An 18,577-nucleotide genomic window follows, 5' to 3' on the forward strand; every position below is an offset into this window, starting at 1 on the left:
CCAGATATTGCTAGTGAGAAAATAGCTCACTTAATAATAAAAATTAGGAACGCAATGAGTATGAGACAATCCCAGTTCGAGCTTAAGCAAGCTCGGCAACAAGTGATGGCGAATACCCAAATTCTGCAGAATTTGATCCCGCCTACGGTAAGTTACTCCACCCAAGGCCATGTTTTGTTCATCGGCCCTGAAGATTTAGCTCGTCTTGCTGCAGACACACTTCCCATGATGGCCAGTAGAGTCATTTTGGCTAATGAATCGATTACTAGTCAAGATGAAAACTACCTTGAAAAGGTTATTAATGCCGCCGAAGGTGTTGAGAGCTTTTACAATAAACTCAAAAGTATTAAAGGTTTTTTAGGGCAGTTTCAAGTCAGTGTAGAAGCCGATGCCGGTGGTGTTGCAGAGTTAAGTGCTGTGGCGATTCGTCAGGCACATTTTGACATTATTGTAGATTTAAGTTCAGCGCCCTGTATTAACCTTGAATTACTTCCCACAGGTTACTTCTATGTCGGTGCAGACGCCCAAAAATTAGCTGAGGCCATTGAACAAATTCCAGATTTAGTTGGTGAGTTTGATAAGCCCCGTTACGTTAAGGTGAATGCCGATATTTGCGCGCACAATCGTAATGGGATTAATGGTTGTAACCGCTGTTTAAACTTTTGTCCTGCCGATGCTATAAGCAGTATTGAACAAAAAATCGAAATCGATCCCTACCTTTGTCATGGTGCGGGCAGTTGTACAAATTTATGCCCAACAGGGGCCATAAGCTATGACTTACCCACACCTAAATCGCTACATACCTACCTTGAAAAGTTAATCAGCCGTTATCGGGCTGAAGTTCAAGTCGCGCCGGTGATTTTATTCCATGACAATATTGCGGGTAGCGACCTGATCACCGATACCTTATCGGGAGATGTACTGCCCATCGCAATGGAAGAAATTTCCGTAGCCAGTATTGACCACTGGCTCGCCGCTTTGGCTCATGGGGCACGTGAAGTATTGATTTTACATACCGATGCTACAGCGCCGACATTAACTCAAATGATGCAGGGCGAACTTAGTTTAGCCAACCGTATATTAGATGAGATGGGCCAACCACAGCGCTTACGCCTTATTTCTGCAACTGACCTTACTGAGCTTGAGCAATCGTTGGCCACGAGTATGACCTGGCCGATTATTGTGCCTATGGTCCTAGCGGTCAATGCTGATAGTCACAATGCCAAACGGGATATTTTGTACCAAGCCATTGATCATCTCAACAGCCAAGCGGGTGCGATTCAAACTCAACTAACCTTAGCTAATGTGCCCTATGGTCAAGTAAAGGTGAATGTTGATAAGTGCACTTTATGTATGTCGTGTGTGTCTATCTGCCCAACACAGGCATTAAAAGATGGCGGTAACACACCGGCATTACGTTTTGTCGAGCAAGATTGTGTCCAGTGCGGACTATGTGAAAGTGCCTGTCCTGAAAGCGTGATTAGTTTAGCGCCACAAGTTAACTTTGATAGAGACAGCCGCCAAGGGCTGACAACATTAAAAGAAGAAGCCCCTTTTGAATGTATTACCTGTGGTAGCGCTTTTGCTACTCAATCAATGGTACGCAAAATGGTTGAAATGGTCGGTGCGCACAGTGCATTTAGTGCCAATATTGAACGTTTAAAAATGTGTGGCGACTGCCGCGTAAAAGACATGTTTGAAGACATTCTTCAAGATCCAGAAAAGCAATTGCGATAAGAGATCTGCTATGACCCAAATAGAAAGAGAAATCAGCGAAAACGATCAATTAAGAGCCGATATTTATCAGCTATTAGCCGCATTGTTGCGTCGTCATCCTAATGCAGAGTTATTACAGTTTTTAGCTGATTTAGACGTAGATGCCGAAGAAGGTAATGCGATGAATCAAGCATGGATCGCCTTAAAAACGGTAGCGAAAAGTAGTGATGTAGAAACACTAGAAAATGAATATTTTAGTATTTTCTTGGGCGTAGGTAGCGGTGAAATTATCCCCTATGGCAGTTGGTTTATGACTGGCTCATTAATGGATAAGCCATTGGCATTATTGCGTACCGATTTGATGCAAATGGGTTTTGAGCGCGAAGAAAATGTCAAAGAGCCGGAAGATCATGTAGCCGCATTGTGCGAAGTGATGGGGGTATTGATTTTAGAAGCGCCAGGCTATCGCCAATTGGCATTTTATCAACGTCATATTGGTTCATGGATTAATCGCTTCTGTGAAGCATTAGCAAGAACGCCTAGCGCAAAGTTCTACATACCTGTAGCGCAATTAGCCAAAGCGTTTTTTGAAGCTGAAGTAAACGAATTTGACCAACTGAGTTTAGATATACCGGTGAACTGCCCAGGTAGTAAAGAGCTTGAGCCGGTTACTGATGAAGTCGTGCAAGTAAACTAATGACTTGATGGCACTCGCCATGATGTAAGTCATTTATGCTCTAAGTAATTAGGGTGATTTAAACAAGGAGAAACTATGAAGAAGCAAGCTTCCGACATGGGACGCCGTCAAATGCTAAAAGCCTTAGCGTTAGGTAGCGTAGCAGGCGCGGTTGCCAGTGTGAGTGCGCCAGCATTAGCGGCCTCACCCAAAGCAACAGACGAGCCATCAAGCAACAACTACAGAGAAACAGAGCATATTCGTAACTACTATGCCTCGTTAAGTAAATAACTAATAGGAGAGGGTGAAATGCGATTAACCCGTAAATCTGACACGGTCGCAAAAGCTGAAAAGCCAGGCCTAGGTCTTAACAGACGTCAGTTTCTCAAGTCGGCCAGTTTGGCGACTGGTGGAATTGCAGCAGCGTCGATGTTAGGTGCCGGCATGATGCGTAAAGCTGAAGCCAAAGATGTACCACATAACGCGCCAACTGAGGTCGTACGTACCATTTGTTCTCACTGTTCAGTGGGTTGTGGTGTCTATGCCGAAGTTCAAAATGGGGTGTGGACTGGTCAAGAACCAGCATTTGATCATCCATTTAATCAAGGTGGTCACTGTGCTAAAGGTGCTGCATTACGTGAGCACGGACACGGTGAGAAACGACTTAAATATCCAATGAAGCTGGAAGGTGGAAAATGGAAGCGGTTATCTTGGGAGCAAGCCATTGAAGAAGTTGGCCAGAAAGCACTCGATATACGTGCTGAATCAGGTCCAGATTCTATTTACTTCATGGGTAGCGCGAAATTTTCGAACGAGCAAGCTTATTTATACCGCAAATTCGCGGCAATGTGGGGCACTAACAACGTCGATCACTCTGCTCGTATTTGTCACTCTACCACGGTAGCCGGTGTTGCAAACACTTGGGGCTACGGTGCGCAAACAAACTCGTTTAACGATATCCGTAACTCAAAATGCATGATGTTTATCGGCTCAAACCCATGTGAAGCGCATCCAGTTGCGATGCAGCACATATTAATTGGTAAAGAGCGCGGTGCAAAAATCATTGTTGTTGATCCACGCTTTACCCGCACTGCGGCGAAATCTGATGAATTTGTTCATATTCGTCCAGGTACTGACATTCCATTTATATATGGCTTGCTATGGCACATCTTCGAAAACGGTTGGCAAGATGAAAGCTTCATCTCTCAACGTGTATACGGTATGGAACGTATCAAAGAAGAAGTGAAAAAGTACCCGCCTGAAGAAGTTGAGCATGTTGTTGGTGTGCCCAAAGCACAAATGTACCGGGTGGCTAAAATGATGGCTGAAACCAAGCCTGGTACTATTGTTTGGTGTATGGGTGGTACTCAGCATCATATTGGTAATGCTAACACTCGCGCATATTGTATTCTTCAATTAGCCCTAGGTAATATGGGTGTTGAAGGCGGCGGAACTAACATTTTCCGCGGTCACGATAATGTACAGGGTGCGACTGATTTTGGTTTGTTATTTGATAACTTACCGGGATATTACGGCTTAACCTCTGGCGCATGGGATCACTGGGCAGGTGTATGGGATCTTGAGCCAACTTGGATCAAAGACCGTTTTGACCAAGGTGAGTACTTAGGTCAATCGCCACAAACATCAGCAGGTATTCCTTGTTCGCGTTGGCACGATGGTGTGTTAGAAGATAAAACCAAAATTGCCCAAAAAGACAATATACGTCTGGCATTTTTCTGGGGACAGTCTGTTAATACAGAAACTCGCGGCCGTGAAGTGCGTGAAGCATTAAACAAGATGGATACCGTGGTTGTTGTCGATCCATTCCCAACAATGGCCGGTGTCATGCACCAACGTCAAGATGGGGTATATCTATTACCCGCGTCTACTCAGTTTGAAACCTACGGTTCAGTATCTGCTTCAAACCGTTCATTACAGTGGCGAGACAAAGTGATTGAGCCATTATTTGAGTCATTACCTGATCACGTGATCATGTATAAATTGGCCAAAAAATGGGGCGTTGCTGAGCAGTTCTGTAAGCACATTGAAGTGAAAAATGATGAGCCTGTTATTGAAGACGTGACTCGCGAATTTAACAAAGGTATGTGGACCATTGGTTATACTGGCCAAAGCCCAGAGCGTTTGAAAATGCACCAGAAAAACTGGGGTACATTTGATGTTGATACACTAGAAGCACCTGGTGGTCCTGCGCGCGGTGAAACCTACGGCCTGCCTTGGCCTTGCTGGGGAACACCTGAACAGAAACATCCAGGTACGCAAATTTTGTACCGCACAGGACGTGAAGTGAAAGACGGTGGTGGTAACTTCCGTGCCCGTTATGGTGTTGAACATGAAGGCAATAATATTCTTGCTGAAGGTTCATTCTCTAAAGGTGCTGAAATTGAAGACGGTTACCCAGAGTTTACTGCCGACATGCTTAAACAGCTTGGTTGGTGGGATGACTTAACCGCAGAAGAGAAAAAGCTTGCTGAAGGAAAAAACTGGAAAACAGATCTTTCTGGTGGTATCCAACGTGTAGCAATCAAACATGGTTGTATCCCTTATGGTAATGCGAAAGCTCGTTGTATTGTGTGGAATTTTCCAGACGATATTCCGTTACATCGTGAACCCTTATATACCCCTCGTCGTGATTTAGTGGCTAAGTACCCCACCTATGATGATCGTATGGTTGCACGCCTGCCAACCCTTTATAAAACAATTCAAGACAAAGACTTTGCTAAAGACTATCCATTAGCTCTGACCTCTGGTCGTTTGGTTGAATATGAGGGTGGCGGTGAAGAAACCCGTTCAAACCCATGGCTTGCTGAATTACAGCAAGAAATGTTCATCGAAATCAGCCCTGCTGATGCAGCCGATCGCGGTATTCGTGATGGTGATGATGTGTTTGTTCACGGACCAGAAGGCGCGAAAATCACCGTTAAAGCAATGGTGACCCCTCGTGTGATTGAAGGCGAATGTTTCATGCCTTATCACTTTGCTGGTGTGTTTGAAGGCGAAAGCCTAGAGAAAAACTATCCAGAAGGCACAGTGCCTTACGTGATAGGTGAATCAGCAAACACTATTTTAACTTATGGCTATGACGTTGTGACTCAGATGCAAGAAACTAAGTCCAGTTTATGTCAGATAAGCAAAGCCTAACTTGATGAGGAGATAAGCCATTATGGCAGTCATGAAATTTTTGTGTGACACCAAGCGCTGCATCGAGTGTAACGGTTGCGTCACAGCATGTAAAAACGAGAACGACTCTGCTTTAGAGTGGGGTATTCAACGTCGCCGCGTGGTGACAATTAACGATGGTCTACCTGGTGAAGCGTCAATTTCAGTGGCATGTATGCACTGTACCGATGCGCCTTGTATGGCTGTTTGTCCGGCAGATTGTTTCTACCGTACTGAAGATGGCATTGTGCTTCACGACAAAGATACCTGTATCGGTTGTGGCTATTGCTTCTACGCTTGCCCATTTGGTGCGCCGCAGTTCCCTAAAAAGACCGCATTTGGCAGCCGCGGTAAAATGGACAAATGTACTTTCTGTGCGGGTGGCCCAGAAGAAACACATTCAGATGCAGAGCGTCAAAAGTACGGTGCAAACCGTATTGCTGAAGGCAAGCTACCAATGTGTGCTGAGCTATGTTCAACAAAAGCACTGCTTGCGGGTGATGCTGGTGTGGTATCTGACATTTATCGTCAGCGTATGGCATCGCGAGGTAATCCAAATGTGATTTGGGGTTACAACCCAAAAACAGGCGAGATGATCTAAACCCACTGGATGGGCTGCACATTATTGCGGCCCAATGAGGAGTGACAATGTTAAACACATCGTTAAACAAATCACTGCAGATATTGTTTGCGTTGCTAGTGTTGGTGATAGGTATCAGTTTGGTTATGCCAAATGCTTATGCTGCTGATGATCAATCATCTAAGCAACAGGCGGCAAAAACCAGCGATGCAGATCTCTGGCGTGCAGTGAAAGCAGGTGAACCGGGATATACTACCGATACTGGCTTAGAAGCTAATGTGTTAATTAACAAAGCTGGTAATGAAGGCAAAGAGCTACGCAATACTTACCTCAAACCCGCAATTGTTTTAGCTGTGTTAGGTGTATTTTCTGCGTTCTTAGTGTTTTACTTGGTAAATGGTCCATCAAAATTATCCCATGGTTTTTCAGGAAAATTGCTAGAAAGATGGACAAAAGCTGATATTTTGCTGCATTGGATTATGGCAGTTACTTGCTTAACCCTTATGCTAACAGGCATTTTTATTATGCTTGGTCGCCACTTTATCGCGCCATATGTGGGTGAAGGTTTATGGGCAGGGATTATTGCCACCAGTAAATTTATCCATGACTGGTCAGGACCGATTTTTATCGTGTCTTGGTTGATGTGTGTTATCAAGTGGATGCCATTACAAACCTTTAAATTATATGATTTAAAATGGTTTTTAGTGGTCGGTGGTTACATTAATTTTGGTCCGTTTAAAGGCAAACATCCAGACAGTGGATTTGCTAATGCGGGTGAGAAAATGTGGTTTTGGACCTTAGTTATCTTTGGTTTATTGCTCAGCATTAGCGGATTAATGTTAGTACTGCCTAATCTTGATTTACCACGTGAAGCCTCTATCGTTGCGTTACTAGTACATGGCGTCAGCGCCGCCGTTCTCATCGCTTTTACCATAGTGCATATATGGATGGCGACAGTACTTAGTGAAGGTGGCATGGAGTCTATGGTGTCAGGCTACTGTGATGAAAACTGGGCAATCCAGCACCACAACTTGTGGTATGACGAAATCAAAGCAAATGGGTCATTGAAGTACAAAAAATAAGGTTAACAGGCACTGTTTAGATGCTGCTGTGTTAATGTTATTTAACAAAAACACCTTACTGGGCAACCAGTAAGGTGTTTTTTTATGTATATGTAGTCTAATCTTGTTATGTAATGGAGCTAGCATTTACCATTATCTGAGCTCGGTATTATTTAAAATAAATATCCCTGTTTTGAAAATGAGAGAATTTAAATGGACTTTAATTTACAGCGTGTTGGGAAGTTGTTATTTTTTTGCAGCTTGTGTGGCTTTATGTTTGCCCCATTGGCCGTTGCTGCAGATAAATTCATCATCAATCATTCGGATTCAGCTCGCGATCATCGCTATCAATACCCCTATGAACTTTTAGCATTAATTATTAAAGAGACCCAAGCTGATTTTGGTGATGCTTCTATCGACGAGGCTAACGTGGTGATGAGTCGCAATCGGATATTGAGGTCACTAAAAGAGGGCGAAGCTATCAATGTTATGGCTGAGGCATCAAATCAGCAGTGGAATACTGACCTAATTGCAGTCCCGATCCCTATCCGTAAGGGAATTCAAGGGTTAAGAGTGTTTATTATCAAAAATGAAAATAAGCATCTGCTGGCTAATATTGATTCACTCGCACAATTGATGACGCAGCAAACAGGCTCGGGTAGCCAGTGGTCAACAAGATTCGCGATGAAACAGGCGGGATTTGATGTGGTTGAAAGCCCTCAATATGATAGTTTATTCCATATGCTGTCAAAAAATCGTTTTGTCACCTTTGGGCGAGGCGTTAATGAGGCATATAAAGAAGTTGAAATTTTCCACAATCTTTATCCTGAGCTTATTGTTGACGAACACATCCTGCTAAATATTCCGCTAGCAACTTACTTTTATGTATCCCCAGCAACACCAAGGTTGGCAGAAAGAATTCAGGTAGGTTTACTGAGACTTATTGAAAATGGTCAGTTTGATCAACTGTTTTATCAATGGCACTGTCAATCTTTAATGCAGGGCCAATTGCACAAGCGGCGGGTGTTTAAAATTACTAACCCTTTGGTTACGGAATCACAAATGGTATCGATTACGGGGGAGGATTTTTTATTTAACCCTGGTGTAGACGTACAATCAATCTGCCAAAAATATCTTTAGACATCTTTCTCAATAATAAAACAGAGAGTCAGGTTTAAGTGACTCTCTGGAGCATTTTTATGTGTTTATTATCAGTGAGCTAATAAATTGTTAACTTAGACAGTTACCAAGCCATGTCTAGAATTTGACGGCTCACGGCTAAGTCAACTTTGCCTGATTCAGATAAGGCAGTCATACCATGTGCTTCTAGTGCATTAATAACCGTGTCGATTTGTGCCTTTTCAACACCATGATCACGTAAGCGAGTTTTTAAGCCAACCTGTTGGAAGAAAGCTTCCGTTTTGACAATCGCTTGTTCAACGCGGCTATCTTCATCACCTTCGGTAATGTCCCATACACGTTCTGCATACTGTAATAACTTAGCATGTTTTTGAGTTTTCAATACACGCCAAACTGACGGTAATACCACGGCTAAGGTTTGCGCATGGTCAATGTTAAATATCGCCGTAAGCTCATGGCCTATCATGTGGGTAGTCCAATCAAATGGCACGCCCACACCAATCATACCGTTCAAGGCTGACGTGGCACTCCACATTAAGTTAGCGCGCGCTTCATAATTGGTAGGCTCTTCCACTGTAATAGGGCCAATTTCAATTAAGGTACGCATAATGCCTTCAGCGGTGCGATCTTGCACTCGGGCATCAACAGGGTAAGTCGCATATTGCTCAAGCACATGCACAAAGGCATCTACCACACCATTAGCCACTTGAATTTTAGGTAGGCTAAAGGTCAACTCAGGGTCTAGCATCGCAAATGTAGGGTAAACACTTGGGTGATTCACCGGGAATTTGCCGCCTTTATAGCTTACAACTGCAAAGGCATTCATTTCTGAACCCGTCGCAGGCAAAGTCGCAATCACGCCTAATGGAATCACTTTATCTTCAGCAACAGGTACTGGGGCAAAACCATGATGAAGTAGGCTAGCAGTGTCACCTTCAAACTGGATAGCTAGGGCAATAAACTTAGTGCCGTCCATCACTGAACCGCCGCCAACAGCCAATAAAAAGTCGATGTTCTCTTTACGCGCCACTTCAACCGCTTGCATTAATGTGTCGTACTTAGGGTTGGCTTCAATACCACCAAATTCCACTACAGTACGATTGCCTAGTGCTGCTTTTACTTTGTCTAGCGTCCCGAAACGGACAACGCTGCCACCGCCATAGGTGATAAGCACTTTGGCATTAGCGGGTACCAGTTGGTCTAATTCTGCAATACGGTCTTTACCGAAAACAACATGGGTAGGATTACGATAATTAAAATTCAGCATGTGATGTTACCTTAATTTTTCGAACCAATAAAAAGGGTGCTGGTTCGTGAGTTCAATAAATTGCCCGCGTTAATCAAAATCATTAACGGCTTATTGGCGCGATAAAGTTGATGGGGGTAATGATAGGCTTCTGGTCTAAAATAAACAGACACATAACTATCAGCTTTATGCCTATTCCTACCCTATTTACTGTTAAAGTATGTTTTAGTGGTTTTTTTAATGCATTTTCCTGCTTTATTGGTAAAGTATTTCCAATGGGGTAAAAGGCAGGGCAATCGATATGACAGACACCGCAATATTAATGGCACAACTAGCACCTAAAGAAGGGGTTAATAAAACCCATTTAGCAGGCGTGCATGTATTTAGGGGCTCACAGTATGGCGCGCGCGGGCCTATGTGTTACTCGCAAGGCATGTTATTTGTGGGTCAAGGTAAGAAACGGCTTTATCTAGATAATCAAACCTTTGACTATGACAGCGAGAATGCGTTAGTGATGACGGTGCCGTTACCGGTTGAATGTGAAACCTTTGCCAGCCCAGAAGAACCGGTTTTGGTATTAATGGTCGATATTGATTTGGTGCAACTGAATCACATTATTCGCTTGATGGATGAGCATAATCAAATACCCAAAGATTTGAATGAGTCGCGTCAATCGGGATATTTTGTGGCACCGACCACAGAAGAGATGGACTGTAGTGTGTTTAGACTATTACAGGCATTACAATCACCACTAGAAGCTAACGTGATGGGTGAAGCATTAGTGCTTGAGCTGTTATATCGGTTACTTGAAAGCCCGAATGCCGCACCGTTATATGCATTATCGCTTAGCCACACCCGCTTAGCGCGAGTAGAGAAGGCGTTAAGCTATATTCACCGACATTATGGCGAGTCAGTTGAGGTAGATACCTTAGCGGGATTGGTGAACATGAGTCCGTCGGCATTTCATCGTTGCTTTAAAGAGGTGACCGCATCGTCGCCTATTCAGTATTTAAAGAAAATTAGACTCACCCGAGCCAAAGAGTTATTACAAGCACAAAAACTGAAAGTAAAAGATGTGGCAACCCAGGTGGGTTATGAAAGTAGTACGCAATTTAGCCGTGAGTTTAAACGCTACTTTTCCCAAAGCCCTGGTGAATGTGCAAGGCTGTAACTCAATTCTAATCGCGCAATTAAGGCAATAACTATGTCGAAAATCATGTCGAAAACAATGGCGAAAATCATGGCACCAACAAGCATCACTTTTTTTGAGTATTTAACCCCGCTGGTGGCCTCTGGTAAAAAAACCATTACCATTCGGGATGAATCTGAAAGTCACTATGTACCCGGTACGCAAGTGGAAGTATTCACCTTAGAAACCCATCAAAAGGTCTGTGATATTACTATTTTGTCAGTTGAGCCATTGGCGTTTGATGACATTAATGCGTTTCATGCGCAGCAAGAAAGCCTGCCTTTAGATGAATTGAAACAGATTATTCAACAGGTTTACCCAAACCAACAGTCATTGTTTATGATTTCATTTGAGCTGGTTGAGGTGAGTTAATCTGCCAATTAAATTTCTGAACTGCAATCAATTTGGTTAGTGTAACTAGCCCAATACTTCATCGGTACTTATTGCCTGCCGCAGGCCTTAGTGCAGATTATCCAGCGAGACGCCACAAGCACGTCCATGTGGGCTTAACCAAAACATCCTTGTTTTGGATACTCGCTGGCTCATCTGCACCTGAGTTTTGTCTCTTCGATTTAGCTTCATTGATTATTTCAGGAAAAACTATATAAAACAATATAAAAGCAGATCGGTTAACTGATTTTTTATAAAGTTTACCCAGGACCCACTAAATTTTAAGGTATAACTCGGGCTAAGGACGCTGCTGCGTGCGACCTTTCCTTATTTGTTAGCTGCCAATCCAGTTTGCAATAAGGGAACAACTAATACCAACTACTATTGATGCGACTAAATGAGCGGTAGCTTTGATTTTACTAGCTTTGATTTTTGTCGATGACTTAGCAACAAAATTATCATCCGCGCCAGAGAAATTGATGTAAGATTGCTCGTAAATACTATCTAAATTATATTCAATTCTTTTGCCAAAAAACATACCTAAGCGAATAGATAAATGCGCAATTAAAACAGAGCCTAATGTAAATAATACAGCCGTTTTAATATCGTTTTCGGAGGATAAGAATTTATCTGAAGATGCATAAACATAATAACTAACTAGGGATAATAGTGAATACTTAGTCAACCGAGGAGCGAAATGAGAAAATTTACGAGCCGTTTTCACTGAAGATGGGATTGTGTTTTTATCAATCGTGTTGAACCAATTCTTTATTACACTCATTAACGCGTTCGCTACCGTGCTATCTACATATTCAATGCTAAATGATGCTGCATTAGCTGTTTCAAATTGATGAAGAGGTATGTCAAATGGAACTGAGTCTAATTTATTTCTTAAGCTTTCTATTTTAGCTACACGAGAAGCCATTCTGACTGAAATAACGTACTCTTGAGGACGTTTAGTTTTGGGTAAAATAATAAGAATATTATATTTTATTATTACCTCTTCGACGGCTGAGCCTCTGGCACCAACATGTAATTTTAAACGCTCTAAGCTACTGAATCTTTCAGATGAATCATCTACATAATTTACTGAGTAAGTTTCATGGAAGGAACATATATTATATTGCTCAGTTGATTGCTCTAATCTATGGTGTAATTGCTCAACGTGAGATAATTTTAGTATAAAAGAGTCGCTATAAAGCTCTCTCAATCTTTCGGATTTACCAGTGAATTCATTATAAAAGTCTTGTGCCAATTGAAAACTAATTTTTTCAGAAGCCTTTTCATTCCCTATTACAACTACATTATTCTCATCTTCATATCCCTCGAATTCTACAACTTCAGTCATTTAATACTCCTTTGCAATTAGTGCAATTACAATTCAATTAGTGGGATTCAGAGCAAACGTTATAAAAGGAGTCGAGTGGTTCAAGTTATTGAATGGCTTCTTCTTCCCTAAATGGTGTGCTCGATGATTGTGTTCGAACTTACCCAACTCAGTCCTTAAGTTTTCATAATTTAACCTAGTTTGTATTTTAAATTCAATATATTACTTATTTTTTGTTGGTTAAATCACAGTAGGACATAACGGTCACCCAACCAATTACCTGCCTTAGGCTTACCAGTACCTGACATTTTCGTATCAGCCAAAGATCTAAAGGCGTTATTACCAATGCAGCCTAATCGAAGACATAAATTATTAGGTGTAGGCGCGGCTGTGACCGTCGATGGCATGGATGCCATCGTTGAGCTTACAGGGACGTACTTGCTGCGTGTCACAGAAGTGCTTACACATAAGCCTGCGGCAGGCAATTAGTTAGAGTTAAGCTTAATTTTGAAACAATCTTCCCAAGGTAAGAGGGGTATTGGGGCAGCGTAAACTTTAAAAAAGGGAGCTGATCGGCACATGCTATTGAATGGCTTGTACCTTAAATGGTGTGCTCGATGATAGTGTTCCAGGTTACCCAATTCTGTCCTTAAGCTTGTATAAGCCAACAAGTTTGTATCTTAAATTCAATGTTTTACTTTATTTTTTGTTGGTTAAATCACAGTAGACCATAACTGCAATTGAATCTATTGCCTGCCTTAGGCTTACCAGTAGCTGATATTTTGTCTTTTCAATTTTGCATCATTAGTCATCTGCATTTAAAGATGGGCTGCTTAATTTGAATTGAGGCCATCGAGAAAAGGCCATGAGCTTGGCATGGATGCCAGGCTAGATTTCGTTGGGCCAGGGACGGCCTATCGGAAGCGTTAGGGCTTATCGATAATGGCTGAAGCCGGTTATAGGTGAGGTTAAAAGCTGGATCGACCCCCATCGAAAATTATGCGCTTTTCAGCATTTTTCGTCTGGGGCGCTGAGGGATCCCAAAGGGCTTCTTTTGTAAAAAAGCGTGCGCTTTGCCCCGTTGGTCAGGTGTGGGCGAAGCGCCACGACTTGCCTCGGGCGTTTAGACCGCAAAAGTTTTATTGATACAGGCTAGCTCAATGAAGCCCCATACTTGATATTAATCTATTGCCTGCCGCAGGAATGTTCAGTGTGAACTGAATGTCGCGATCACATGTTCAGTGATGTTCTCGACATCACACTGACATTTCCCATATCCCTATGGGATAGACGTGAAAGAGCCACCCATTTCAAACTTAATACTCAGGCATTCAGGCCCTTAGCCAATACCGCAGTTCTCTGAGCTTAAAGTTAACAAAATTAAAGTATGCTAATCTAATAAGACCTCTTATAGTTAGGTGTAATCATGATTGGATAAGTTAGGTAACGGCAGAAAAAATCGCTGAAGCAGGGCTAGTGTCCACCATCATTTAGAGGTCAATAATAAAATGAATAATGAGAGCAATCGGCTCTTCCCACAATCTAATATGTTAACATTAGCGGATCTAAAGGCTAAGTGTTTAAATGCTATTGGCTTGATTTTACTTTATTTATTTTCTGGCAGCATACAAGCCAAAGATCTTGAAATCGGTGTCAGCTTTTCAATTCCCCCTTATGTCATTCAAGAATCTAACAGTGGTCTAGAACTCGAATTGCTCAAAAGTGCCCTTGCCGTTAAAGGCCATAGCGTCAACATACAATACCTGCCCCTAGCGCGTACCTTTTATGCACTTAAAGAAGGCAAACTCGATGGCATCATTAATACTAAACAAAACATGCTCGAAGGCGTGTTTTATTCAGATGTGGTCATGCGTTTTCAAAATTGTGCCATTAGTCTTAAAAAGAACCATTTCAACTTAGAGAAAGTCACCGATTTACAAGACAAGAGCATTGTCGCTTTTCAGCGAGCCTCTATGCTTTTAGGTAAAGACTTCACTAACATGGCCGCACTTAACAGCCAATATAGCGAACAGGCGAAGCAAATACTTCAAGTGAAAATGCTGATGAAACAGAGAATAGATGTGGCCGTGATGGATAAGAATATCTTTATTTATTACCTAAGGCAGTCCTATTTCACAGGCAAGCTCACTAAAGAAGAAGTACAACAAGAGGTGATTTGCCATAAAGTATTTGCCCCTACGTCCTACCGATTTGCATTTTTACACGCCGATATTCGCGATGACTTTAATTTTGGCCTAGCGCAAATAAAACAAGACGGCACTCGACTCGCCATTGAGAACAAATTCCAGCAAATGCTATCGCTCACCTTAGATGACAATGTCACCATACGCTTAGCTGCTTCACCCACCCACTAGCTGTAAAAAGCTGAGTCTAATGGTTATTCAATAATTAGTGGACTGAGTAAACTTTATCGCTAAGTTGATCGGCACGTGTTATTGAATGGCTTTTTTTCCTACATGGCGTGCTTGATGATTGTTGCAAAGAGCAATACAAAACAAGGTAAAAGCAGATCGGTTACCTGATTTTTTATAAAGTTTATCCCGCCCCCGCTAAATTTTCTTATCAATACTGATAGCAAACAAGCCACTAGGCCTGTGCGAGAGTTGAATTAATACTTTAACTTGAATAGGTTAACTTATTTAATAAAATGTAACATTTTACGTTTTGTTATATGAAAGGAATGACATAGGATGGATGTGAGGATGAAAATTAAACAATAACAAGGATGTGTAATGAAAATGAAATCTTACCTAGTATTCCCTTTTATGGCATTTAGCATGGTTGCTTGTGGTGGCGGCTCTGGTGATAGTAGTTCAACAACGCCTATAGAAAACAATAGTGCACCAATTGCTATAGCCTCAATAGATAGTACCTCAATGAGTATTGGCGACACGGTATTAATTCGAGGAGATCAAAGTAGCGACCCGGATAGTGATAATTTAAGTTACCAGTGGCAGGTTATTGATCCACAAGGTGTTGTCTTGGCTTTAAATGATGCTAAGAGTAAGCAACTGAGCTTTAATTTGACGATGGCTGGAGAATACCAAATCAGCTTGACTGTAAGCGATGGGAAAGGCGCAATTGATAAGGCTAGCTTAGTATTACAAGTTGGAGGGGATAAAGCGATTACAGCCATTATTACTTCTGCAAGTACGGTCAAGCAGGGTAATAAAGTGACGCTTTCAGGTGAAAGCAGTCAGCTAAAAACTGACACTCGCTTTAGTTGGAGTTTATTAGAGAAGCCTACTGCTAGCGTAGCGACACTGACCAGCACAGACGCAGTAGAAACATATTTTACCGCCGACAAGTTGGGTGAGTATAAAGTACAGTTGCGCTTGAAAGATCAAGATAACAATACCGATGTAGTTCAGCGTGTTATCACAGCTACAGGGGTTACCAGTAACACGGCTCCCGTGGCATCTATTACAGCTGCGAGTACTGTACTGAAAGTGAATGAGGAGCTGGCGCTTTCTGCTGCTCAAAGTACGGATGCTGATGGCGATAGTTTAAGTTTTAGCTGGCAAATTATTCAAAAGCCGGACAATGCCAACGTAAAACTTGAGCAGGCAGCAACGCAGCTAGCGAAGTTTACCGCGAGTACTTTAGGTGAATACCATGTCGAGCTGACGGTCAGTGATGGCAAACTACAAGATATAAAGACATTGGTATTGCAGGTAACGGCGGTCAATCGAGCCCCAGTTGTGAGCATTAATCTCAATTCTAGCTCACCTAAACAAGGTGAAACCATTAACTTGCAAGGTGTGGGAGTTGACCCTGACAATGATAGCTTAAGTTATAGCTGGAGCTTAGTCTCTAAACCTAGCGATAGCAGCGCCGAATTTACCAGTACCAATCAGCAGAATACTCAACTATACCTTGATGCCAAAGGGGATTATCTTGTGTCTTTGACAGCTACTGATAATAAACTAACCTCAGAGCCAGCAACCCAAATGATCCGCGCTGCTGTTAACCATCCGCCGGTCATTACTGAGGTTATATACAATACTCACGTTGTTGCAGGCGATCCGACTCAGCTAGAAGTGCTGGCGACGGATCCCGAAGGTCAACCTCTAACTTTTGAATGGCGCTTGGTGGAAAAAGATCCTGGTACAGAAGGCACATTTAGCGCGCCAACTCAGTCAGTGACCGATTTTACGCCGGATTTACCTGGTTGGTATACCCTAGAAGTCAGCGTCAGTGATGGTATTCAAACATCTCTACTTCCGAGTACATTTCTGATCATTGCTCAGTAGTATTGCTCGTATAAATGTTGGTTTTATCATTTACACAATGCTGGTTTATATAACCAGCATTGTGGATGCTTCACATCATCTAATATCTGCACATAAGCCTGCCGTAAGCTATTAATTGCTGACAAACACACTTTGGGTGTTCAATACATTAATCAAATCTAAAACATGACCTGCTTAACAAATCGTCTCTGAAAATCCTGCTAGTTTACTTTTTAGTTTACATAGCATCGTCTACCTCACATTTTATCTATATCTAAAGTGGTATTTTTAGATTCCGCTTGCAGGATGTGTCTTTTATCGCTTTGTAATCATTGATTTTGCTCGCAAAAAATAGCACTCATTTAGGATTATGTATGTCTCCAATTATTCAACCAGCATCTAATGGGTTGATTCAGCCTTATCAGTCGAATATTACCATTCCGAACTGGATGGTGAGCTCGATGGAAAAGGTGATGCAGTTTTATGTCGATAAAAATTTGCGCCTAGATACCATTTCAACCGACCGTATGCCTAAACCTGTGGAAGGGCGCAAGTACATGCTGTACGCCCATATCCCGTTTTGTCATACCCTGTGTTCTTTTTGTACTTTTCATCGTTTTTTATTCCGCGAAGATAAAGCGCGGGAATACTTTGTTGCGCTGCGCAAAGAAATGCAGATGGCCAAAGACTTAGGTTATCAATTTAGCTCTATGTATATTGGCGGCGGTACCACTACGGTATTGGAAGATGAATTAGCCCGTACCATTGAACATGCTAAAACCTTGTTTCCTGATATTAAAGAAGTGTCGTGTGAGTCAGACCCACAGCATTTAGCTAACCCTGAATTTAGGCAGTTGAAAGGCTTAGTCGACCGTATGTCGATTGGGGTACAAAGCTTTGATGACGGTATTTTAAAAATGACTGACCGCTTAGATAAGTTTGGTTCAGGCCAGCAAACTTTTGACCGTATTATGGCGGCAAAAGAATTATTTCCGATCATCAATGTCGATTTGATTTTTGGTTTTCGCGGCCAAACCGATGAGGTTATTCAGTCAGATTTAGCAATGGCCTCTCGATTAGACCCAAGACAAATTACCACATACCCATTAATGATCACCCATCAAACCCGTAAAAGTGTTAAAGGCACGCTGGCAGCGCCACAGGGTGAAATGATTAATCAATACCGTCAGATCCTTAACAAATTAACCGGCCAATATACCCAGTTGTCAGCCTGGGCGTTTGGCAAAGCCAATGATGAAGGGTTTGATGAGTATGTAATTGATCATGATGAGTATTTAGGTGTGGGGTCTGGGTCATTTAGTTTTTTAAACGATACTTTATATGTCAATACTTTCTCACTGAAAAAATACCAAGAGCGTATTGCCCAGGGGCGCATGGCTGTTGAGCAACAAAAGCATTATCAAAAGAAAGAGGTGATGCAATATCGCTTCTTACTAGGCATGTTTTCTGGTCGTTTATCACGTAAGTATTTTCGCGATGAATTTGGGGTGAATTTAGATACCGCATTATTCAAAGAAATGAGTTCAATGAAAGCAATGGGCGCGATTAAGAATGACCCAGTAAACCCCGATAAACTGATTGTGACTGATAACGGCAAAATGATGGGATTATTGATGATGAAAGAGTTTTATTCGGGTATGGATAATGTCAGGGCGCAACTGCGCAAGCCATTAACCGACTTAGATATGTAGTTTTCTTTAAGATTGACGCATTAGCGTAAATATTTCATTAACACGGCTATGTCACTATTCTTTAACAAATAGAACTCAGTTATGATGCTCGCTTCTGCTAATTAGGTTTT

15 protein-coding genes are annotated in these 18,577 nt (G+C 42.1%); 13 read left to right on the forward strand and 2 right to left on the reverse strand.

All coding sequences use genetic code 11. The features are described from left to right. Positions 1-54: 54 nt before the first annotated feature. The 7 genes from ACRWQM_RS00100 (at position 55) to ACRWQM_RS00130 (ending at position 8,350) form a co-directional block, all read left to right on the forward strand. Positions 55-1,737 carry a 4Fe-4S binding protein gene (locus ACRWQM_RS00100; protein ID WP_434927622.1) on the forward strand — a complete coding sequence of 561 codons (1,683 nt, stop codon included), beginning with the start codon at positions 55-57 and terminating at the stop codon, positions 1,735-1,737. A 10-nt stretch (positions 1,738-1,747) separates the two neighbouring features. Next, on the forward strand, positions 1,748-2,413 hold the full coding sequence (locus ACRWQM_RS00105) for a TorD/DmsD family molecular chaperone (RefSeq protein ID WP_434927621.1): 666 nt from the start codon (positions 1,748-1,750) through the stop codon (positions 2,411-2,413). Between the two features lie 75 nt (positions 2,414-2,488). Beyond that, positions 2,489-2,683 (forward strand): formate dehydrogenase, encoded by a 195-nt coding sequence (locus ACRWQM_RS00110; RefSeq protein WP_434927620.1) that lies wholly within the window; start codon positions 2,489-2,491, stop codon positions 2,681-2,683. An 18-nt stretch (positions 2,684-2,701) separates the two neighbouring features. After that, the gene (locus ACRWQM_RS00115) at positions 2,702-5,551 is read left to right on the forward strand and encodes a formate dehydrogenase subunit alpha (protein ID WP_434930851.1); all 2,850 of its coding nucleotides are present in this window, start codon (positions 2,702-2,704) and stop codon (positions 5,549-5,551) included. A 22-nt stretch (positions 5,552-5,573) separates the two neighbouring features. Beyond that, positions 5,574-6,170, forward strand: a complete 597-nt coding sequence (gene fdh3B / locus ACRWQM_RS00120; protein ID WP_226412374.1) for a formate dehydrogenase FDH3 subunit beta — start codon at positions 5,574-5,576, stop codon at positions 6,168-6,170. Positions 6,171-6,217: 47 nt separating this feature from the next. Then, on the forward strand, positions 6,218-7,231 hold the full coding sequence (locus ACRWQM_RS00125) for a formate dehydrogenase subunit gamma (protein ID WP_434927618.1): 1,014 nt from the start codon (positions 6,218-6,220) through the stop codon (positions 7,229-7,231). Between the two features lie 192 nt (positions 7,232-7,423). Further along, the gene (locus ACRWQM_RS00130) at positions 7,424-8,350 is read left to right on the forward strand and encodes a hypothetical protein (protein ID WP_434930852.1); all 927 of its coding nucleotides are present in this window, start codon (positions 7,424-7,426) and stop codon (positions 8,348-8,350) included. A 103-nt stretch (positions 8,351-8,453) separates the two neighbouring features. Here the strand turns inward: ACRWQM_RS00130 and ACRWQM_RS00135 are convergent, their stop codons facing one another. Beyond that, positions 8,454-9,617, reverse strand: coding sequence for an iron-containing alcohol dehydrogenase (locus tag ACRWQM_RS00135; protein ID WP_434930853.1), 1,164 nt, complete (start codon positions 9,615-9,617; stop codon positions 8,454-8,456). Between the two features lie 280 nt (positions 9,618-9,897). On the opposite strand from ACRWQM_RS00135, the gene ACRWQM_RS00140 reads away from it, so the two are divergent. Both ACRWQM_RS00140 and yqfB read left to right on the forward strand, forming a co-directional pair. Beyond that, the gene (locus ACRWQM_RS00140) at positions 9,898-10,767 is read left to right on the forward strand and encodes an AraC family transcriptional regulator (RefSeq protein ID WP_434930854.1); all 870 of its coding nucleotides are present in this window, start codon (positions 9,898-9,900) and stop codon (positions 10,765-10,767) included. Between the two features lie 33 nt (positions 10,768-10,800). Then, positions 10,801-11,157, forward strand: coding sequence for a N(4)-acetylcytidine aminohydrolase (gene yqfB, locus ACRWQM_RS00145; RefSeq protein WP_434930855.1), 357 nt, complete (start codon positions 10,801-10,803; stop codon positions 11,155-11,157). Positions 11,158-11,509: 352 nt separating this feature from the next. On the opposite strand, the gene ACRWQM_RS00150 is transcribed toward yqfB, so the two are convergent. After that, positions 11,510-12,523, reverse strand: a complete 1,014-nt coding sequence (locus ACRWQM_RS00150; RefSeq protein WP_434930856.1) for a hypothetical protein — start codon at positions 12,521-12,523, stop codon at positions 11,510-11,512. Positions 12,524-12,847: 324 nt separating this feature from the next. Between ACRWQM_RS00150 and ACRWQM_RS00155 the strand changes: the two genes are divergently transcribed. The 4 genes from ACRWQM_RS00155 (at position 12,848) to ACRWQM_RS00170 (ending at position 18,467) form a co-directional block, all read left to right on the forward strand. Continuing rightward, complete coding sequence (locus ACRWQM_RS00155) at positions 12,848-12,991, forward strand: hypothetical protein (RefSeq protein ID WP_434930857.1); 144 nt, start codon at positions 12,848-12,850, stop codon at positions 12,989-12,991. A 1,019-nt stretch (positions 12,992-14,010) separates the two neighbouring features. Then, positions 14,011-14,877 (forward strand): substrate-binding periplasmic protein, encoded by an 867-nt coding sequence (locus tag ACRWQM_RS00160; RefSeq protein ID WP_434930858.1) that lies wholly within the window; start codon positions 14,011-14,013, stop codon positions 14,875-14,877. Between the two features lie 378 nt (positions 14,878-15,255). After that, on the forward strand, positions 15,256-16,776 hold the full coding sequence (locus ACRWQM_RS00165) for a PKD domain-containing protein (protein WP_434930859.1): 1,521 nt from the start codon (positions 15,256-15,258) through the stop codon (positions 16,774-16,776). Between the two features lie 353 nt (positions 16,777-17,129). Beyond that, positions 17,130-18,467 carry a coproporphyrinogen III oxidase family protein gene (locus ACRWQM_RS00170; RefSeq protein ID WP_434930860.1) on the forward strand — a complete coding sequence of 446 codons (1,338 nt, stop codon included), beginning with the start codon at positions 17,130-17,132 and terminating at the stop codon, positions 18,465-18,467. The last annotated feature ends 110 nt before the right edge of the window (positions 18,468-18,577 follow it).

This window comes from Shewanella sp. HL-SH5 (assembly GCF_051163755.1).
GTDB lineage: Bacteria > Pseudomonadota > Gammaproteobacteria > Enterobacterales > Shewanellaceae > Shewanella > Shewanella glacialimarina.